General features: G+C 68.8%; 12 protein-coding genes. 8 read left to right on the forward strand and 4 right to left on the reverse strand.

Annotated features, from left to right (window positions below; translation table 11 throughout):
- The first annotated feature begins 178 nt into the window (after positions 1-178).
- Entirely contained in the window at positions 179-922 is a 744-nt protein-coding gene (locus OHS03_RS22675) for a tyrosine-protein phosphatase (RefSeq protein WP_328656858.1), read from the forward strand.
- Between the two features lie 29 nt (positions 923-951).
- Here the strand turns inward: OHS03_RS22675 and OHS03_RS22680 are convergent, their stop codons facing one another.
- Entirely contained in the window at positions 952-2,202 is a 1,251-nt protein-coding gene (locus OHS03_RS22680) for a class I adenylate-forming enzyme family protein (protein ID WP_056813233.1), read from the reverse strand.
- A 78-nt stretch (positions 2,203-2,280) separates the two neighbouring features.
- Positions 2,281-3,075 (reverse strand): enoyl-CoA hydratase/isomerase family protein, encoded by a 795-nt coding sequence (locus OHS03_RS22685; protein WP_328656860.1) that lies wholly within the window; start codon positions 3,073-3,075, stop codon positions 2,281-2,283.
- A gap of 173 nt (positions 3,076-3,248) precedes the next feature.
- Between OHS03_RS22685 and OHS03_RS22690 the strand changes: the two genes are divergently transcribed.
- From OHS03_RS22690 to OHS03_RS22715, 6 genes are all read left to right on the forward strand, one after another.
- Positions 3,249-3,968 (forward strand): hypothetical protein, encoded by a 720-nt coding sequence (locus OHS03_RS22690; protein ID WP_328656862.1) that lies wholly within the window; start codon positions 3,249-3,251, stop codon positions 3,966-3,968.
- Positions 3,965-4,927 (forward strand): ATP-binding cassette domain-containing protein, encoded by a 963-nt coding sequence (locus OHS03_RS22695; RefSeq protein WP_328656864.1) that lies wholly within the window; start codon positions 3,965-3,967, stop codon positions 4,925-4,927. The genes OHS03_RS22690 and OHS03_RS22695 overlap by 4 nt, the downstream gene beginning before the upstream one ends.
- Positions 4,924-5,706 carry an ABC transporter permease gene (locus OHS03_RS22700; RefSeq protein WP_328656866.1) on the forward strand — a complete coding sequence of 261 codons (783 nt, stop codon included), beginning with the start codon at positions 4,924-4,926 and terminating at the stop codon, positions 5,704-5,706. The genes OHS03_RS22695 and OHS03_RS22700 overlap by 4 nt, the downstream gene beginning before the upstream one ends.
- Entirely contained in the window at positions 5,706-9,311 is a 3,606-nt protein-coding gene (locus tag OHS03_RS22705; protein WP_328656868.1) for an ABC transporter ATP-binding protein, read from the forward strand. The genes OHS03_RS22700 and OHS03_RS22705 overlap by 1 nt, the downstream gene beginning before the upstream one ends.
- Positions 9,312-9,416: 105 nt before the next feature.
- The gene (locus OHS03_RS22710) at positions 9,417-13,196 is read left to right on the forward strand and encodes a multifunctional oxoglutarate decarboxylase/oxoglutarate dehydrogenase thiamine pyrophosphate-binding subunit/dihydrolipoyllysine-residue succinyltransferase subunit (protein ID WP_328656870.1); all 3,780 of its coding nucleotides are present in this window, start codon (positions 9,417-9,419) and stop codon (positions 13,194-13,196) included.
- Positions 13,197-13,471: 275 nt separating this feature from the next.
- Positions 13,472-14,635: a hypothetical protein gene (locus tag OHS03_RS22715; RefSeq protein WP_328656871.1), complete on the forward strand. Its 1,164-nt coding sequence runs from the start codon at positions 13,472-13,474 to the stop codon at positions 14,633-14,635.
- Between the two features lie 11 nt (positions 14,636-14,646).
- Here OHS03_RS22715 and OHS03_RS22720 read toward each other — a convergent pair whose 3' ends face one another.
- The gene (locus tag OHS03_RS22720) at positions 14,647-15,039 is read right to left on the reverse strand and encodes a hypothetical protein (protein ID WP_328656873.1); all 393 of its coding nucleotides are present in this window, start codon (positions 15,037-15,039) and stop codon (positions 14,647-14,649) included.
- Between the two features lie 25 nt (positions 15,040-15,064).
- Positions 15,065-15,781, reverse strand: coding sequence for an SDR family NAD(P)-dependent oxidoreductase (locus OHS03_RS22725; RefSeq protein ID WP_328656875.1), 717 nt, complete (start codon positions 15,779-15,781; stop codon positions 15,065-15,067).
- A 101-nt stretch (positions 15,782-15,882) separates the two neighbouring features.
- Between OHS03_RS22725 and OHS03_RS22730 the strand changes: the two genes are divergently transcribed.
- Complete coding sequence (locus OHS03_RS22730) at positions 15,883-16,722, forward strand: helix-turn-helix transcriptional regulator (protein ID WP_405148244.1); 840 nt, start codon at positions 15,883-15,885, stop codon at positions 16,720-16,722.
- Positions 16,723-16,737: the final 15 nt, after the last annotated feature.

Raw genomic sequence — 16,737 nt, forward strand, 5'->3', positions numbered from 1 at the left:
ATCCGACACCCCTGCACCGGAATCCGCGCATCTGGTCGATTGTACAAAGTAGGCCCTGGTCAGCCACGGAGGTGTGGGCGACGGCACAGTGGCACCCGTCGTAACAGACACAACACAGCAGATGACCGATCCGCGAACTCGGGCGCGGCGGCACCGGAGTCGCCGATAACCTGGTCGGGTGACTCTCTCGCCTCCCGCCGACCAGTTCGCTCTCAGCGGCACCTTCAATTTCCGCGATGTGGGCGGCCTTCGCACCGCCGACGGCACCACGGTTCGCCCCGGCGTACTGCTGCGATCCGCCCAGCTGAGCGGTCTGGACGACAGGGGCCACGACACCCTGCGTGAATTGTCGGTCACCGATGTGCACGATCTGCGCGGCATCGTCGAGATCGACCACATCGGCCACGACACCCTGCCCGATGACGTGCGCCTGCACGTGACGCCCTTCGATTCGCGGATGGAGGAGGCGCCGCCGCACGAGGCCAAGACCATCTCGGCGTTCACGCACATGATCGAGGTCTACCGAGCCTTCCCGACACTGCCGGAGGCCCACACCGCGATCGCCGAACTGGCCGGCTCCATCGTGCGCGGCGACGGCGCGGTGCTGGTGCACTGCGCGGCGGGCAAGGACCGCACCGGCTGGGCGGTGGCCACCGTGTTGCGCGCGGTCGGCGTCACCGAAGAGGACGTGTACGCCGACTTCCTCGCCAGCAACGCCGCCGTCGAGCCGCTGCGCAGGCTGCTGGAACCGAAGATCGGCAACGGCGACGCGCTGTCGGCGGACCTACTCGGCGTGCGCGAGGAATACCTGCGCACCGCCGACGAGAGCGTGCGCGCGAACCACGGCCACCTCGAGAACTACCTCACGATGGTCGGCCTCACCGGCGACCTGCGTGCGGCCCTGCGGGCACGCCTGGTGTAACCGGAGCCGCTGCGGCGACCCGGCCTCGATCACAGCCCGCTGACTCGGCGGGCCGTGTCGAGCCGGACCAGTCCGTCGGCGTCGATGCTGACGAAATCGCCCGTGTGGAACCAGCTTCCGCTGAAGCGGGCAGCCGAGGCATCGGGGTCGTTCCAGTAGCGGTGGCTGACATTGGGCCCGCGACACAGCAATTCACCGTGCCCCGAACTGGCCCGTGGCCCGGCGAGCGCCAATTCTGTTCCACCGAAGGCGAACCCGAGGGTCGCATCGGAGTCGGCGAGCTCGGTGTCGTCGACCACCAGCCCGATTCCGCTGGTCTCGGTGGCGCCCCACACCGACCACTGCTTGGCCGAGGGGAACAGCCCCCGCAGCGCGGTAGCGAGCGTGGCGGGGGCTGCGGCGGCGGCACGTTCGGAACGGTGACAGGCCTTACTGATCCTGCGCACACCCTCACCGGTGCGGCGGGCGACGAGTTCTGGGACCAGCCCGGCGAAGATCCGCGGCGTGGCCGAGACGGTGTCGATCCGCTCGCTCACCAACACATCGGCGAGTCGGCGGGCTCCCGGCGCGAGGACCACCGTGCCGCCGACGGCGAAGGTGGGCAGCAGCTGGTCGACGCAACCGCTGGCGTGGGCCAGCGGCAACAACACGAGATTGCGCAACCCGTCGGCGGGCAACCCGAGCGCCCCGACCACCGACGACACCGCCGAGAGCAGATTCTCGTTGGTCAGCTCGACGCCCGCGGGCATGGACCGGCGCGCGGCGGTACCGGTGTAGCAGAGCAGGGCCGGATCAGCCAGTGCCGCACCGTCATCGATGTAGGCGGTGCTGTCGGGCAGCGGTCCGTCTGGACCGAGCACGAAATCGGCTCTGCTGTCGGCGATCACCCGGTCGGCGATCGCGGCGGGCAAGGCGTCGGGCACCAGCACCGGCACCGCGCCCGAGAGCAGTGCGCCGAGAAACGCCTGCACCCAGCGCGCGCCGGTGGGCATGTGCACCGCCACCCGGTCGCCGTAGCCGATGCCATGGTCCTGCAAGCCGCCCGCGATCCGCGAGGCGCTGTGCCAGAGTTCGCGGTAGGTCAGGCGCGGGCCGCCGACCTCGACGACCGCCTCCCGATTCGTGAACGAGTGCACCCGCAGATCGAGCAGTTCGGTGAGGGCCGGGCTGAGGTCGCCGTAGCGCAGCACGCCGTCGGAGCCCCGCCGCAGCTGCGTTGCCGCACTGGTGGCGGGGAACTCGAAGACGGCCGCGCCCGGTTCGTGCTCGCCATGACCCATCCGGACCTCCGTACGTCGATACAGCCGCACCTGTGACTATATGACGTGGATCACAGCGCTGTCAGGCACTCGGCGAGCTCATTCGCCGCGATAGCTCGCTTTACCTGGTCCGACCTCGAGGAAGCTGCGGACCGCGCCACGCAGGTCCGCGGTGTCGAACAGCGCGCCCGACACCTCCGGAGTCACCGAATCAGCGTGTGCCACACCGCCGGAACGCCAGGCCTCGATGATCTGCTTGGTGGCGGCGTGCGCGCGGGTCGGGCCCTCGGCCAGACGGGCGACCAGCGCCGCGGCCGCGGTATCCAGGTCGTCGTGGATCGCGTTGACCACGCCCCACTCGGCCATCGTCGCCGCGCTGTAGAGGTCGCCGGTCATCACGAACTCGCGGGCCCGGCCCGAGCCTGCGCGCTCGGCCAGCCGCTGCGGCCCGCCCATCGACGGCGTGAGTCCGACCACGGTCTCCACCAGCCCGAACTTCGCCTTCGGTGCGGCCAGGATGATGTCGCACGCAAGCGACATCTCGAAGGCGGCGGTGAGAGTGAGCCCGTGCGCGGCGAACACCACCGGGCACGGCAGCGCCTCGAGCGGGTGGATGATCTGCGCGAACAGCTCACGCCACAGCTGCGCGCCTTCCTCGACGGTGCGGCCGTCGAAGATGTTCACGTCGACACCACCCGAGACGACCTTGCCCTCGGCCCTGATCAGCAGCGCGCGCGGCGGCAGTGCGCCCACCGCGGCGATATCGGCGGTCAGCGCGGCCATGAGTCCGCGATCGAACAGGTTCAGCGGCGGGTGGTCGATGGTGATCGTCGCGAACTCGGCACCGGTTTCGGTGAACTCGCGTGACAGTCGGGTTGGCTGGGTTCCACTCATCAGGTCAGCGTAGAACCCGGCCCCCACATCGACGCCGCTAGTCGGACCGGCAGTAGGAACCGGTCGCGCACGTCACGGAACCGCGGGCTGTCGGTGCTCGTTGACATGATGAGCTCTGGGGTACGGAAGTGCCCTACAGTTCGACTCGTTGGGGCGAAGAGGAGGACGACGCCGTGTTCAAGAACGCGATCGAAAAAGCCGTGGTCGATGTGCTCGACACCGGGTCCAAGCTGCAGGCGCCTGCTGTGCGCCGCTATGTCGAGTTCCTGCGTGAGCGTCATCCCGGGGAGAATCCGGCTCAGATCGTGGCACGGTTGGAGAAGCAATACCTGCTCGCCGTCACCGGCAGCGGCGCGGCGGTCGGCGCCACCGCGGCCGTGCCCGGGATCGGCACGATCGCCGCGCTCGGGGCCGTCAGCGCGGAGACCGTGTTCTTCATGGAAGCCTCGGCCCTGTTCACCCTGGCCCAGGCCGCGGTGCACGGCATCGAGCCCGCGGACAAGGAAGCCCGGCGCGCGCTGGTGCTCGCGGTCGTGCTCGGTGACGCCGGAATGGCGATCGTGCAGAAGGGGCTCAGCACCCAGTCGAAGAATTGGGCAGGCAAGCTGGCGGGCAGCGTCCCCGGCCTCGGCGGCATCAACAGCAAACTGCTGCAACAGTTCATGAAGCGGTTCATCACCAAGCGGGCCGCGCTGATGGCGGGCAAAATACTGCCCGCCGGAATCGGCGCCGCCATCGGTGGCGCGGGCAACCGGGCGCTGGGCAAGGTCACGATCGACAACGCGCACAAGGCTTTCGGGCCCGCGCCCGCGAGGTGGCCCACCCCGCTGCACAACGTGATCGACGCCGATCCGCTGCCCGCGATCGGCACCGGCAAGGTGAACAAGAAGTGAGCAATCCCCGCGACGGTGATGCCGTGCTGGTGCGTGGCGTCGGCAAGCAGTTCGGTCCGGTGAGCGCGGTCCACGAGATCGACTTCGCCGTGCCGACGGGTTCGGTCACCGCGCTCGTCGGGCCGACGGGCGCGGGCAAGTCGACGGTGCTGCGGATGGTGCTGGGGCTCGGGCAGCCGACCACGGGCACTATCGAGGGCCCCGGCCGTGGTCCCGCCGCGGTCGGGGCGGTGCTGAGTCCGCGCGGACTGCACCCCGCGCGCACTGTGCGCGATCAGCTGTGGAGCTACGCGCCGGTCGCGGGAGCGTCGCGGCGTCGGGTGGCCGCGGTGCTCGATGAGACCGGCCTCACCGCCGTCACCGAAACCGTTGTGGCCCAGCTTCATCCAGGCCAGCAGACGCGCCTGGCGCTGGCGATGGCGTTGTTGGCCGATCCCCCGCTGCTGGTGCTCGACGATCTGTTCGCGGGTGCGAACGGCATCGAACGCGGCTGGCTGCACGATCTGCTGCGCCGCCACGCGAACCGCGGCGGCGCCGTGCTGGCGAGTTCCGACGCGCTGGGCGATGTGGTGTCGAGCGCCGACCAACTCGTGGTGCTCAGTGAGGGCACCGTCGTCTGGCAGGGCACACCGGCCAAGCTGCGCCGCGGCCATCCCGACCGGCTCGTTGTCGCCGCGTCCCCGTCGATCGCGCTGGCGACCGCGCTGGCGGGCCACGGGTTCACCGACGCGGTCATGCGACCCGACGGACGCCTGGCCGTCGCCGAGGCGAGCGAGGCGACCATCCGCTCGATCGCCGAGGTCGCGCAGGTCCGGCTCGGCAGCATCGTCGCCGACCCCATCCACCCCGATCGGGTACTCGCCTCGCTGACCAAACCGCGTCGCCACCGCCACACCGTGCCCACGCCGAATCCCGCCGCGTACGCCCCGGCGCCGACCTCGTATGGGGTGCCCCGATGACCTCCGTGATCCCCGCCGATCTCGTTCCCGGTATCGACACCGAGGCGCGCAAGGTCGTCGCGCTGCGCCAGACCCGGCTGCTGCTGGCGGCGCCGGTGGCGCTGGCGCTGGTCGGCACGCTGATCACCGCGATCATGTCCGGACCCGCCGATCCGAAGGGTCAGCCCGCGACCGGCGCCGCCACGATCGGCCTCTACCTCGGGATGATCGCGGTCTTCGTGGTCGCCGCGCTGGTCGGCATCGCTTCGACCGGAGGTGAATACCGGCACAAGACCATGGCGCTGACCGTGCTGTTCGCGCCCGATCGCGACCGGCTGGTCACCGCTAAGTATGTCACCACCGCCGCGTTCGCCTTCGCACTCGCGTTGGCCGCCGAGCTGGTGAGCTTGCTGGTGCTGCTGGTCGCGGCGCGCGGGAAATTCGAACTCGGCGTGCGGCTGTTCGAGGTGCTCGCCGCCGGGCTGCTCGTTGCCATGTGCTGGGCGGTGCTCGGCGCCGGAGTCGGGCTGCTGCTGCGTACGTTCAGCGGCGCCGTGTGGCTGGTGCTCGGCTGGGCCTTCGTGCTCGAACCGCTGATCTGGTTGGTGGCCAAGGGTTTCGGCGCGGGCGGATTCGCCGCGATGCTGCCCGTCTCGGCCACCGTGGCGGGGGTGAGCGCGGGCTCGTTCGCCGAGGCCGAGGTCTTCGCGCCGACACCGGCGGCACTGGTGGTGCTGGTGCTGTGGGCAGCGGCAGTCGGGGCCCTCGGGTGGTGGGACCTGCGCAACCGAGACCTGTAGTGCCCGCGACCACGGGTTCCGACGGGTGGATCCGCAGGCTGTGGCGCCTGTGCCTGGAACACCCTCGGCTGCTGGCGGGCATCGCGGTGTCGGTGCTCGGCGGCGCCGCCGTCTCGATCGCCGCGCCGCTGGCCACCAAACGCGCGGTCGACGCCGCCCAGGTGGGCGACACCTCGGTGATCGGCGGCGCCGCGGCCCTGCTCGCCGGGCTGGCGGTGACCAGGTTCGTCGTCACCTTCGCGCGCAGGCTCTGGGCGGGCAAGCTGTCGCTGGAAGTGCAACACAGCCTTAGGATTTCGCTGCTCGCCGCCCTCCAGCGGCTCGATGGCGCCGGGCAGGACGCGATCCGCACCGGGCAGGTGGTGTCGCGGTCGATCACCGACCTACAGCTCGTACAGGGGCTGCTGGCGATGGTGCCGTGGTCGGGGCTGGCGGTATTGCAGTTCGTGCTGTCGGCGGTGGTGATGGTGTGGTTGAGTCCGCCGCTGGCCCTGGCCGCCCTGCTGGTCGCGCCCGCGATGGCGCTGATCGTCTTGCGGATGCGGCCCCGGCTCTACGCGGCGACCTGGTCGGCGCAGCAGCGCGCGGCCGACCTGGCCGAACACGTCGAGCAGACGGTGACCGGCGTCAGGGTGGTGAAGGGGTTCGGGCAGGAATCCCGGATGGTCGACATCCTCGAAGACCACGGTCGTCTGCTGTTCGCCGAGCGGATGCGCGCCGCGCGGATCAATGCCAGATTCGCACCGGTGGTGTCGGCGCTGCCGCAGGCCGGGCTGGTCGCGGTGATCATCGTCGGCGGGGTGCTGGCCTCGCACGGCGCGGTCGGCATCGGCACCTTCCTCGCGTTCACCGCCTATCTCGCCACGATGACGTCCTCGGCGCGCACGATCACCTCGGTCGTGATCATGGCTCAACTCACCAGAGCCGCCGTCGACCGAGTCTTCGGGGTGATCGACGCGGCGCCGGTACTCGTCGATCCCGACGACCCCGCCGAACTGCCGCCGGGACCGCTCGGGATCGAATTCGACGCTGTCAGTTTCGGTTTCGAGGCCGACCAACCGGTCCTGCAGGAACTCGATCTCACCGTGCGACCCGGCGAGACGGTCGCGGTGATCGGTCCGGCGGGCTCGGGCAAGTCGACGCTCTCGCTGCTGCTGCCCCGCTTCTACGCACCCGACGCGGGCCGGATCAACCTCGTCGGCACCGACGGCGACCGGGTCGACCTGGCCGATCTGCGCGCCGACGAGCTGCGCGGCGCGGTCGGTGTCGTCTTCGACGATCCGTTCCTGTTCTCCGACACCATCGCCGCCAACATCGCGCTCGGCAGGCCCGACGCCACCGATGCCGAGATCACCGCCGCCGCGACGGCCGCCGCCGCGGACGAGTTCATCGTCGCGCTGCCCGAGGGCTACGACACCGTGATCGGCGAACGCGGGCTGACGCTGTCGGGTGGACAACGTCAGCGCATCGCCCTGGCCAGAGTGCTGCTCACCCGGCCCCGCGTGCTGGTGCTCGACGACGCCACCTCCGCGGTCGACGCCGTCACCGAGGCCGAGATCTTCCGCCGACTGCCCGACCGGGGCGGCCGGACCACACTGATCCTGGCGCACCGCGAATCGACCCTGGCCCAGGCCGACCGCGTCATCCGGCTGCCCGCGCCCACCGGATCGGTGGTGCCGACCGATGCCACGATGACGAAATCCCTCAGCGACGCGGGCCGACCACGGTCGATGTCGTCAGCGTCGAACGACCTCAGCGAGACGCCGGAACTGCGCGCCGCGGTCGACACCCTGCCACCGGCCACCGAAGACCCCGCGCTGCCCGGCGACCTGCGCGCGCCCCAACCCGATTTCGGGCTCCGCGCGCTGCTGCGCCCGGTCCGCGGTCTGGTGTGTGTGGTCGTGGGACTGCTCGCCGTCGACGCCCTGCTCGCCATCGCCTTCCCGCCGCTGGTCCGCTATGCCATCGACACCGGCGTCACCGCGGGCGACGACACCGCGCTCGTCGTCTCGGCGGTGGTCGGGATCGGTCTCGTGCTGGCCGGCCTGGTGGTCGGCGCCGCGGTCACCGTGCTCACCGCGCGCACGGGCGAGCGCGTGCTGTTCGGGCTGCGGGTGCGCAGCTACGCCCAGTTGCAGCGGCTCGGACTGGATTTCTACGAACGTGAACTGTCCGGCCGCATCATGACCAGGATGACCACCGACGTCGACGCGCTGTCGACGTTCCTGCAGACCGGCGTCGCCACCGGGCTGGTCGCGCTGATCACCCTGATCGGCGTCGCCATCGGGCTGTTCTTCATCGATGCCGGTCTGGCCGCGGTCGTCCTGGTAGCCGTGGCGCCGATGGTGCTGGCCACCCTGGCCTTCCGGCGAGTGTCCTCGGTGGCCTACACCGTCTCGCGCGAGCGGGTCTCGGTGGTCAACGCCGGGTTCCAGGAGAACATCGCGGGCCTGCGCGCCGTGCAGGCCGCCCGCAACGAGCCGACCGCCGCGCGGCGCTTCGCCGAATACTCCCACCGCTATCGCGATGCCAGGATCCGCGCCCAACGCGCGATCGCGGCCTACTTCTCCTTCGGCCTCGCCTGGGCCGACCTGGCCTTGGCCGTCGTGGTCTACCTGGGCGCCAACGCCGTCGCCGACGGGCGCACGACCACCGGAACGCTCGTGGCCTTCGTGCTCTACCTCGGGCTGCTGTTCAGTCCCATCCAGGATCTGTCCCAGGTCTTCGACGGTTATCAGCAGGCCAGAGTCGGGCTGCGGCGCATCGGCGAACTGCTGCGCACCACGTCGTCGATCGCCGCCGACCCGCCCGACGCGATTTCCGTCGACCGGCTGCGCGGCGAGATCGTCTTCGACGACGTGCGCTTCCACTATCCGGGCGCGAGCGCGCCCGCCCTCGACGGCGTGAGCTTCGCCGTCCCTCCCGGCGCGACTCTGGCGCTCGTCGGCCCGACCGGCGCGGGCAAATCGACGATCGTGAAGCTGCTGGCCCGCCTCTACGACCTTCCGCCCGATTCGGCGGCGGGCACGATCCGGGTCGACGGTGTCGATCTGCGTAAATATGTGCTCACCGACTACCGCAAGCGGCTGGGAATTGTGCCGCAAGAAGTTCACTTGTTCACCGGCGATGTGGCGAGCAACATTGCATTCGGGCAAATTTTTGCCACATCAGTGGACATCGCGATTGCCGCCGACACTGTCGGTGCGGCGGAGATGATCGACGGTTTACCCAGGAAAATGCACCATCCGGTCGGTGAACGCGGACGCGGACTCTCCGCGGGGCAACGCCAGTTGATCGCGCTGGCCAGGGCCGAACTGGTCGATCCGGACCTGCTCGTGCTCGACGAGGCCACCTCCACCCTTGACCCGGAAACCGAGGCATCGGTGCTGGTAGCGAGCCGATCGCTGGCGCGGGGCCGGACCACCGTCGTGGTCGCGCATCGGCTCGCGACCGCGGCGCGCGCCGACCTGGTTGCGGTAGTCGAGCAGGGCCGTATCGTGGAATTCGGCGCGCCGTCTGACCTACTCACCAGTAGCGGTCATTACTCCCGACTCTGGGCGGCGGGCACTGAGGCAGAGGGCATAGTGTCGACCCAAGACCGGTAGCGACGCCTGTCAACCGCTGGGCATATGCTCGGTGCGGGCGCATCGGCAGCCATCCGCTGATACCCCTGCCGGGCACGTCACAAACGTCGCAGCGCGAAGAACGAAATGAGGCGAACACCAGCTGTGAGCAGCTCAACTTCCCAGTTCGGACAGAACCAGTGGCTAGTCGACGAGATGTATCAGAAGTTCAAACAGGACCCGTCCTCGGTCGACGCGAGTTGGCACGAGTTCCTCGCGGATTACACGCCGGAAGCCACCGAATCCGGTAACAGTGAGGCACCGGTCGCCTCCGCCGCTCCCGCGACAGCCGCAGCACCCAAGGCGGCAACCGCTAAGGCCCCGGCTCCCAAGGCCGTGGTAGCGACGGCACCGCCGAAGCCCGCCGCGGCTCCGGCCCCAGCGCCGGCTCCGGCTCCGGCCGCCAAGACAGTGCGCGCACCGCAGACCACACCTGCACCGGTGTCCAACGCACCGGCCACCACCTCCGCGCCGAAGGCCGCTGCCACCGGCCCGGAGAACAAGGTGCTGCGCGGCCCCGCCGCCGCCATCGCCAAGAACATGTCCGCCTCGCTGACGATCCCCACCGCTACGTCGGTGCGCGCGATCCCGGCCAAGCTGATGATCGACAACCGCCTGGTGATCAACAACCACCTCGCGCGCACCCGCGGCGGCAAGATCTCGTTCACCCACCTGCTGGGTTACGCGATCGTGCAGGCGATCAAGTCGTTCCCGAACCTGAACCGCCACTTCGCCGAGATCGACGGTAAGCCGAACTCGGTCACCCCGGCCCACACCAACCTGGGCCTGGCGATCGATCTGCAGGGCAAGGACGGCAACCGATCGCTGGCCGTGGCCGCCATCAAGGAAACCGAAGACATGAGCTTCGGTCAGTTCCACGCGGCCTACGAGGACGTCGTGCGCCGGGCACGCGAGGGCAAGCTCGGTAACGACGACTTCTCCGGCGTCACCATCTCGCTGACCAACCCCGGCACCATCGGAACCGTCCACTCGGTGCCGCGCCTCATGCCGGGCCAGGGCGCGATCATCGGCGCCGGTGCGATGGAGTACCCCGCCGAGTTCCAGGGCATGAGCGACGAGCGGATCGCCGATATCGGCGTCGGCAAGCTGATGACGCTGACCTCGACCTACGACCACCGCATCATCCAGGGTGCCGAGTCGGGCGATTTCCTGCGCACGATCCACAACCTGCTGATCTCCGACGAGTTCTACGACGAGATCTTCCACGGCCTCGGCGTGCCGTACGAGCCGATCCGCTGGCGCAAGGACATCAGCGCGCGCGGTGTCGACAAGAGCGCTCGCGTGCTCGAGATGATCGCGGCCTACCGCAACCGCGGTCACCTGATGGCCGACACCGATCCGCTGCGTCTGGTCAAGGACAAGTTCCGCAGCCACCCCGACCTCGACGTCACCCAGCACGGCCTCACCCTGTGGGACCTGGACCGCACCTTCGACGTGGGCGGTTTCCACGGCCAGGACCGGATGAAGCTGCGCGATGTGCTCTCGATCCTGCGTGACGCGTACTGCCGCCACGTCGGTGTGGAGTACACCCACATCCTCGAGACCGATCAGCTCAAGTGGATGCAGGAGCGGGTCGAGCAGAAGCACGTCAAACCGACTGTCGCGCAGCAGAAGTACATCCTGAACCGGCTCAATGCGGCCGAGGCGTTCGAGACCTTCCTGCAGACCAAGTACGTCGGCCAGAAGCGCTTCTCGCTCGAGGGCGCCGAAGCCGTCATCCCGATGATGGACGCCACCATCGACCAGTGCGCCGAGTACGCGATGGACGAGGTCATCATCGGCATGCCGCACCGCGGTCGCCTCAACGTGCTCGCCAACATCGTCGGCAAGCCGTACTCGAAGATCTTCACCGAGTTCGAGGGCAACATGAACCCGGCGGCCACCCACGGCTCCGGCGACGTGAAGTACCACCTCGGTGCGCACGGCCAGTACCTGCAGATGTTCGGCGACAACGAGATCGAGGTCTCGCTCACCGCCAACCCCTCGCACCTCGAGGCGGTCGACCCCGTGCTGGAGGGTCTGGTCCGCGCCAAGCAGGACCTGCTCGACAAGGGCGACGGCCCCGACGGCTTCTCGGTGATGCCGCTGATGCTGCACGGTGACGCCGCGTTCGCCGGTCAGGGCGTGGTCGCCGAGACGCTGAACCTGTCGGGTCTGCGTGGTTACCGCGTCGGCGGCACCATCCACATCGTGGTGAACAACCAGATCGGCTTCACCACGGCGCCGGAGAACAGCCGCTCCACCGAGTACTCCACCGACATCGCGAAGTTCATCGGCGCGCCGATCTTCCACGTCAACGGTGACGACCCGGAGGCTTGCGACTGGGTCGCGCGTCTCGCGGTCGACTTCCGCCAGAAGTTCCGCAAGGACGTCGTCATCGACCTCGTCTGCTACCGCCGCCGCGGGCACAACGAGGGCGACGACCCCTCGATGACCCAGCCGGAGATGTACGACGTCATCGACACCAAGCGTTCGGTCCGTAAGGCCTACACCGAATCGCTGATCGGCCGTGGCGACATCTCCATGAAGGAGGCCGAGGACGCGCTGCGCGACTACCAGGGTCAGCTGGAGCGCGTGTTCAACGAGGTCCGCGAGCTGGAGAAGTACATTCCCGAGCCGTCGGAGTCGGTCGAGGACGATCAGAAGGTGCCCGCCACCGTCATCACCGCGGTGGACAAGTCGGTGCTGCAGCGCATCGGCGACGCGTTCCTGAACACTCCCGACGGTTTCAACGTGCACCCGCGCGTGAAGCCGGTGCTGGAGAAGCGTCGCGAGATGGCCTACGAGGGCAAGGTCGACTGGGCCTTCGCCGAGCTGCTCGCCTTCGGTTCGCTGATCGACCAGGGCCACGATGTGCGCCTGACCGGTCAGGATTCGCGTCGCGGCACCTTCACCCAGCGTCACTCGGTCATCATCGACCGGGTCAACGCGGTCGAGTACACCCCGCTGCACAACATCGGCTCGGAGAACCCGGGCTGGTTCGCGGTGCACGACTCGGCGCTGAGCGAGTACGCCGCGGTCGGCTTCGAGTACGGCTACTCCCTGGGCAACCCCAACGCACTGGTGTTGTGGGAGGCGCAGTTCGGTGACTTCGTCAACGGCGCGCAGTCGATCATCGACGAGTTCATCTCCTCCGGTGAGGCCAAGTGGGGCCAGCTCTCCGACGTGGTGCTGCTGTTGCCGCACGGCCACGAGGGTCAGGGTCCCGACCACACCTCCGGTCGCATCGAGCGTTTCCTGCAGCTGTGCGCTGAGGGCTCGATGACCGTGGCGGTGCCGTCCACGCCGGCGAACTACTTCCACCTGCTGCGTCGCCACGCGCTCGACGGGATCCGTCGTCCGCTGATCGTCTTCACCCCGAAGTCGATGCTGCGCAACAAGGCTGTGGTGTCCGACGTCAAGGACTTCACCGAGTCGAAGTTCCGTTCGGTGTTCGACGAGCCCACCTACGAACAGGGCATCGGCGACACCGCCAAGGTCAAGCGCATCCTGCTGACCTCGGGCAAGCTCTACTACGAGCTCGCCGCGGAGAAGGCCAAGCACAAGCGCGAAGACGTGGCCATCGTCCGGATCGAGCAGCTCTACCCGATCCCGACGTACCGCCTCAACGAAGCGCTGGCCAAGTACCCGAACGCGACCGACATCGCCTGGGTCCAGGAAGAGCCGGCCAACCAGGGCGCCTGGCCCTTCTTCGGCCTCAACCTCCCCGAGGTGCTGCCCGAGCGTCTCGGCCGCCTGCGTCGCATCTCGCGTCGCGCCATGTCGGCCCCGTCCTCGGGTTCGTCGAAGGTGCACGCCGTGGAACAGGCCGAGATCATCGGCGAGGCTTTCGAGCCGACCACGTAGTTCTCGCATAAAGACCGACGCCGGGTGGATCATCGCGATCCACCCGGCGTTCGCCGTTTCCGGTCGAGACGTGGGTCACAGAGTTCTCTTATCCGGCCGGCACCTGCGCCTCAGTGAACCCCGGTAGTGTCCGACGAAATCCCCCGAGGGGCCCGCCCTGATCTGGACTGAGTGGAGGGTGCGACGAAGGAGTGCCCGGAGGGAGGGAAGATCAGGGGCCCGAAGGGCCCCGCTCGAGCGCGCCAGCGCTCCGAAAACACAGCAGGAGCTTTGGGATGGCGAACGGACGTAACGGATACCTGCTATTGGGCGGGATCGCGTCGGTGGGGGCGGGCGCCGTGCACTTCATGGCGGCGGGAATGCACACCGAGCACGCCACGCTGGCCCGGCTGATGGTGGTGCTCGCCGCGGTCCAGTGCGCGACCGGGTTGGCGGTGTTGCTGAGCGAGCGCAAGCTCGTCGTGAGTTCGATGCTCGCGGTGAACGCGTTCGCGGCCGCGGTGTGGGCGTTCACCCGGTTCGCCGATGTGGGGTGGATCGCCGGGCTGACCGCGGAGTCACCGCAGCTGGCCGACACCGTGTGCGCGGCGCTGGGCGCGCTGGCCGCCCTCGCCGCGGGCATCGGTCTGGTCCGGCCCACCGCGACGCTGCCGCCCATGCGGTCGGGGATCGCCGCGGCGGCGGTGGGTGTGCTCGCACTGGCGGCGATGCTCAACGGCGTCGGGCACGTCCACAGTCACGGCGACGCGGGCGATCACGCGCATGCCGCGGGCGGCGACCACGCACACGGCGCGGGCGACGACCACGGCACCGAGGCGAACTGGCCTCGCCCGTGGGATCCGACGAAGCCGATCGACCTGTCGGGCGTCTCCGGTGTGACGTCGGACCAGCAGTCGCGCGCGACCAACCTGGTGCGCAGCACTCTCGACGGCCTGCCCGCCTTCGCGGATGTGAATGCCGTCGGCGCCCTGGGATTCCGGTCGATCGGTGACTCGGCCACCGGGTACGAGCACTACATCAACATGAGCTACATCCGCGACAACAACTTCCTCGACTCCACCCACCCGGAGTCGCTGGTCTACCGGGTCGACGGAACCAACCGCACCCTCGTCTCGGCGATGTACATCGCCAACGGCAAGAAGATCGACGACCCGAGCCTGGTGGACTTCGGCGGTTCCCTGATGCAGTGGCACGTCCACGACAATCTGTGCTGGAAGGCGGGCGACAACGGCCCCGTGGTGGCCGGTGTCCTCGACGCCCAGGGCAATTGCCCGCCCAACTCCATCCATCCCGGCTCGGGTAATCCGATGGTCCACGTCTGGATCGCCCCGCATCAGTGCGGCCCGTTCGCGGCGCTCGAAGGCCACGGCGCAGGCCAAGCCAGCGCCGACGGCCGCCGCACCGACACCTGCAGCCACGACCACGGCGGCCACAAGTAGGCTCTCGACGATCAGCCGGGCTGGACCCAGCGCCGCAGGGCGTCGATCGTGGTCTCCGGAGACGTGTTGAAACAGAAGCGGATTCCGGGCGCGAGATCGGCGGCGACATTGATCAGCCGCTCGAACAGCAGGGTGTGTTCGGGTGCCATCCGCACGCCCGCGCCGATCATCGCGACCCGGAATTCCCCGCCCGCCGCGCACTCGCGTACTACCGCTTCGGCCGCGTCGGGATCGGCCGGGACCTGACAGGTGACGATGTCGAAACCCGCTTCGCGCAAGGCGGTTTCACCCGTGGCGATGCGGGCGGTCAGGGTGGCTTCGTCGAGCTGCGGGTAGTGGGAGTAGTCGACGGCGCTGGGGTGCAGGCCGAGCGACAGCACCGTGTTGGTCTTCTGTTGTGCCACTGGGTTCTCCGTTCTCATCACGCTCTCACCACGACGCGGCGCCCGTTCGGTCGAAAAATCCGCCGGTCGGACCGTCCCGGTCGGCCGTCGCCACGGCGACGACGGCATCGGTGCCCTCGGTGACGGTCTGGAAACCACTGTGCCCGTTGAGGTCGGTGGCGGTGTAGCCGGGATCGATCGCGTTGACCTTCATCTCGGCGAGTTCGCTCGCGTACATGACGGTGATCATGTTCAGCGCGGCCTTGGTGCTCGGGTAACCGAGAGCCGGTGGCAACAGACCGGCCCATTTCGGATCGGTGATCATGGCGATCGTGCCGACGCTGCTGGAGACCATCACAATGCGGGGATGCGTCGAATGCCGCAGCAGCGGCACGAACGCGTTGGTGACCCGGACCGGTCCGAAGACGTTGGCCTCGAACACTTCTCGCAGATCATCGGGCCCTGTCACGGAGGGCGCGCTGCGCGGACCACCGATGGCCGCGTTGTTGATGAGCACGTCGAGGCGGCCCGCCGTGGCCAGCACGGTCGCCGCGGCCGCGGCGACGGAGTCGTCGGAGGTCACATCGAGCGGGACGAATCGAACATCGAGCCCAGCCGCGGTGAACTCCGCCGCCGCTCGCTCGCCGCGCGCGGTGTCGCGTGCTCCGAGAAACACCTGCCACCCCTGGCTCGCCAGCCTGCGCACCGTTTCCCGTCCCAGCCCCTTGTTGGCCCCGGTCACCAAGGCAATCGTTGTCGTCATGGGTCCAGATTCGCGCCGGAGCGGCCCGGTCTCCAGTGCCGGCTCGGCATAGGACTCGCGGTACCACCCCCGCACTCTCGTCCTGCGGCACCATGGGAGAGGTGGACAGAGCGGAATTGGCGACGGTACTTCGCACCGCGCGTTCTCGGCTGACCCCCGCCGACGCGGGACTGCCGAACGGATCACGCAGGCAGGTGCCCGGACTGCGGCGTGAAGAGGTGGCCAACCTGGCCGGCGTCAGCGTCGACTACATCGTGCGCTTGGAACAGGGTCGCGGACCCAAACCGTCCGAGCAGGTGCTCGGCGCGCTGACCAGGGCCCTGCGCCTCACCGATGTCGACCGCGATCTCGTCTATCGGCTCGCCGGGTCCGAACCACCGCAGGCAGGCCGGATTCCGATGGCGATCCGGCCCAGCGTGCTACGACTGCTGGATCGGTTGGCCGATCTGCCCGTCCTCGTGCTCTCCGCCAAGTCCGATGTCCTCGCCTGGAATCCCCTGTCGGCGGCCCTGTTCGGTGATTTCTCCGCCATCCCCGTGGCCGAGCGCAACATCATGTGGCAACGCTTTCTCGGCTCCGGCGTCGGCCGCCTCGTCATGACGCCAGAAGAGGCCGAGAGCAATGCCGCCGCCTGTGTCGGCTGCCTGCGCGCGGTCAAAGCGGCCTACCCCGACGACCCCGATCTGTCCCGACTGCTCACCGAATTACGCACCGGCAGCAGTGAATTCGAGTCGCTCTGGCAGGAAGGCCGCTCCAGCGCCATGCACAGCCTCACCAAAACCATCGCCCATCCCGAACTCGGCGCCCTCACCCTCGACTGCGATGCCATGCACGTCCCCGACACCGACCACACCGTCATCATCTACTCCGCACCTCCCCACACCCCCTCCGCCACCGCCCTCGACCTACTCCGGGTAACCGGCCTCGAATCCTTCCGCTGAACCGAGCCGAAACCC

Source organism: Nocardia salmonicida (assembly GCF_036142455.1).
Taxonomy (GTDB): domain Bacteria; phylum Actinomycetota; class Actinomycetes; order Mycobacteriales; family Mycobacteriaceae; genus Nocardia; species Nocardia salmonicida.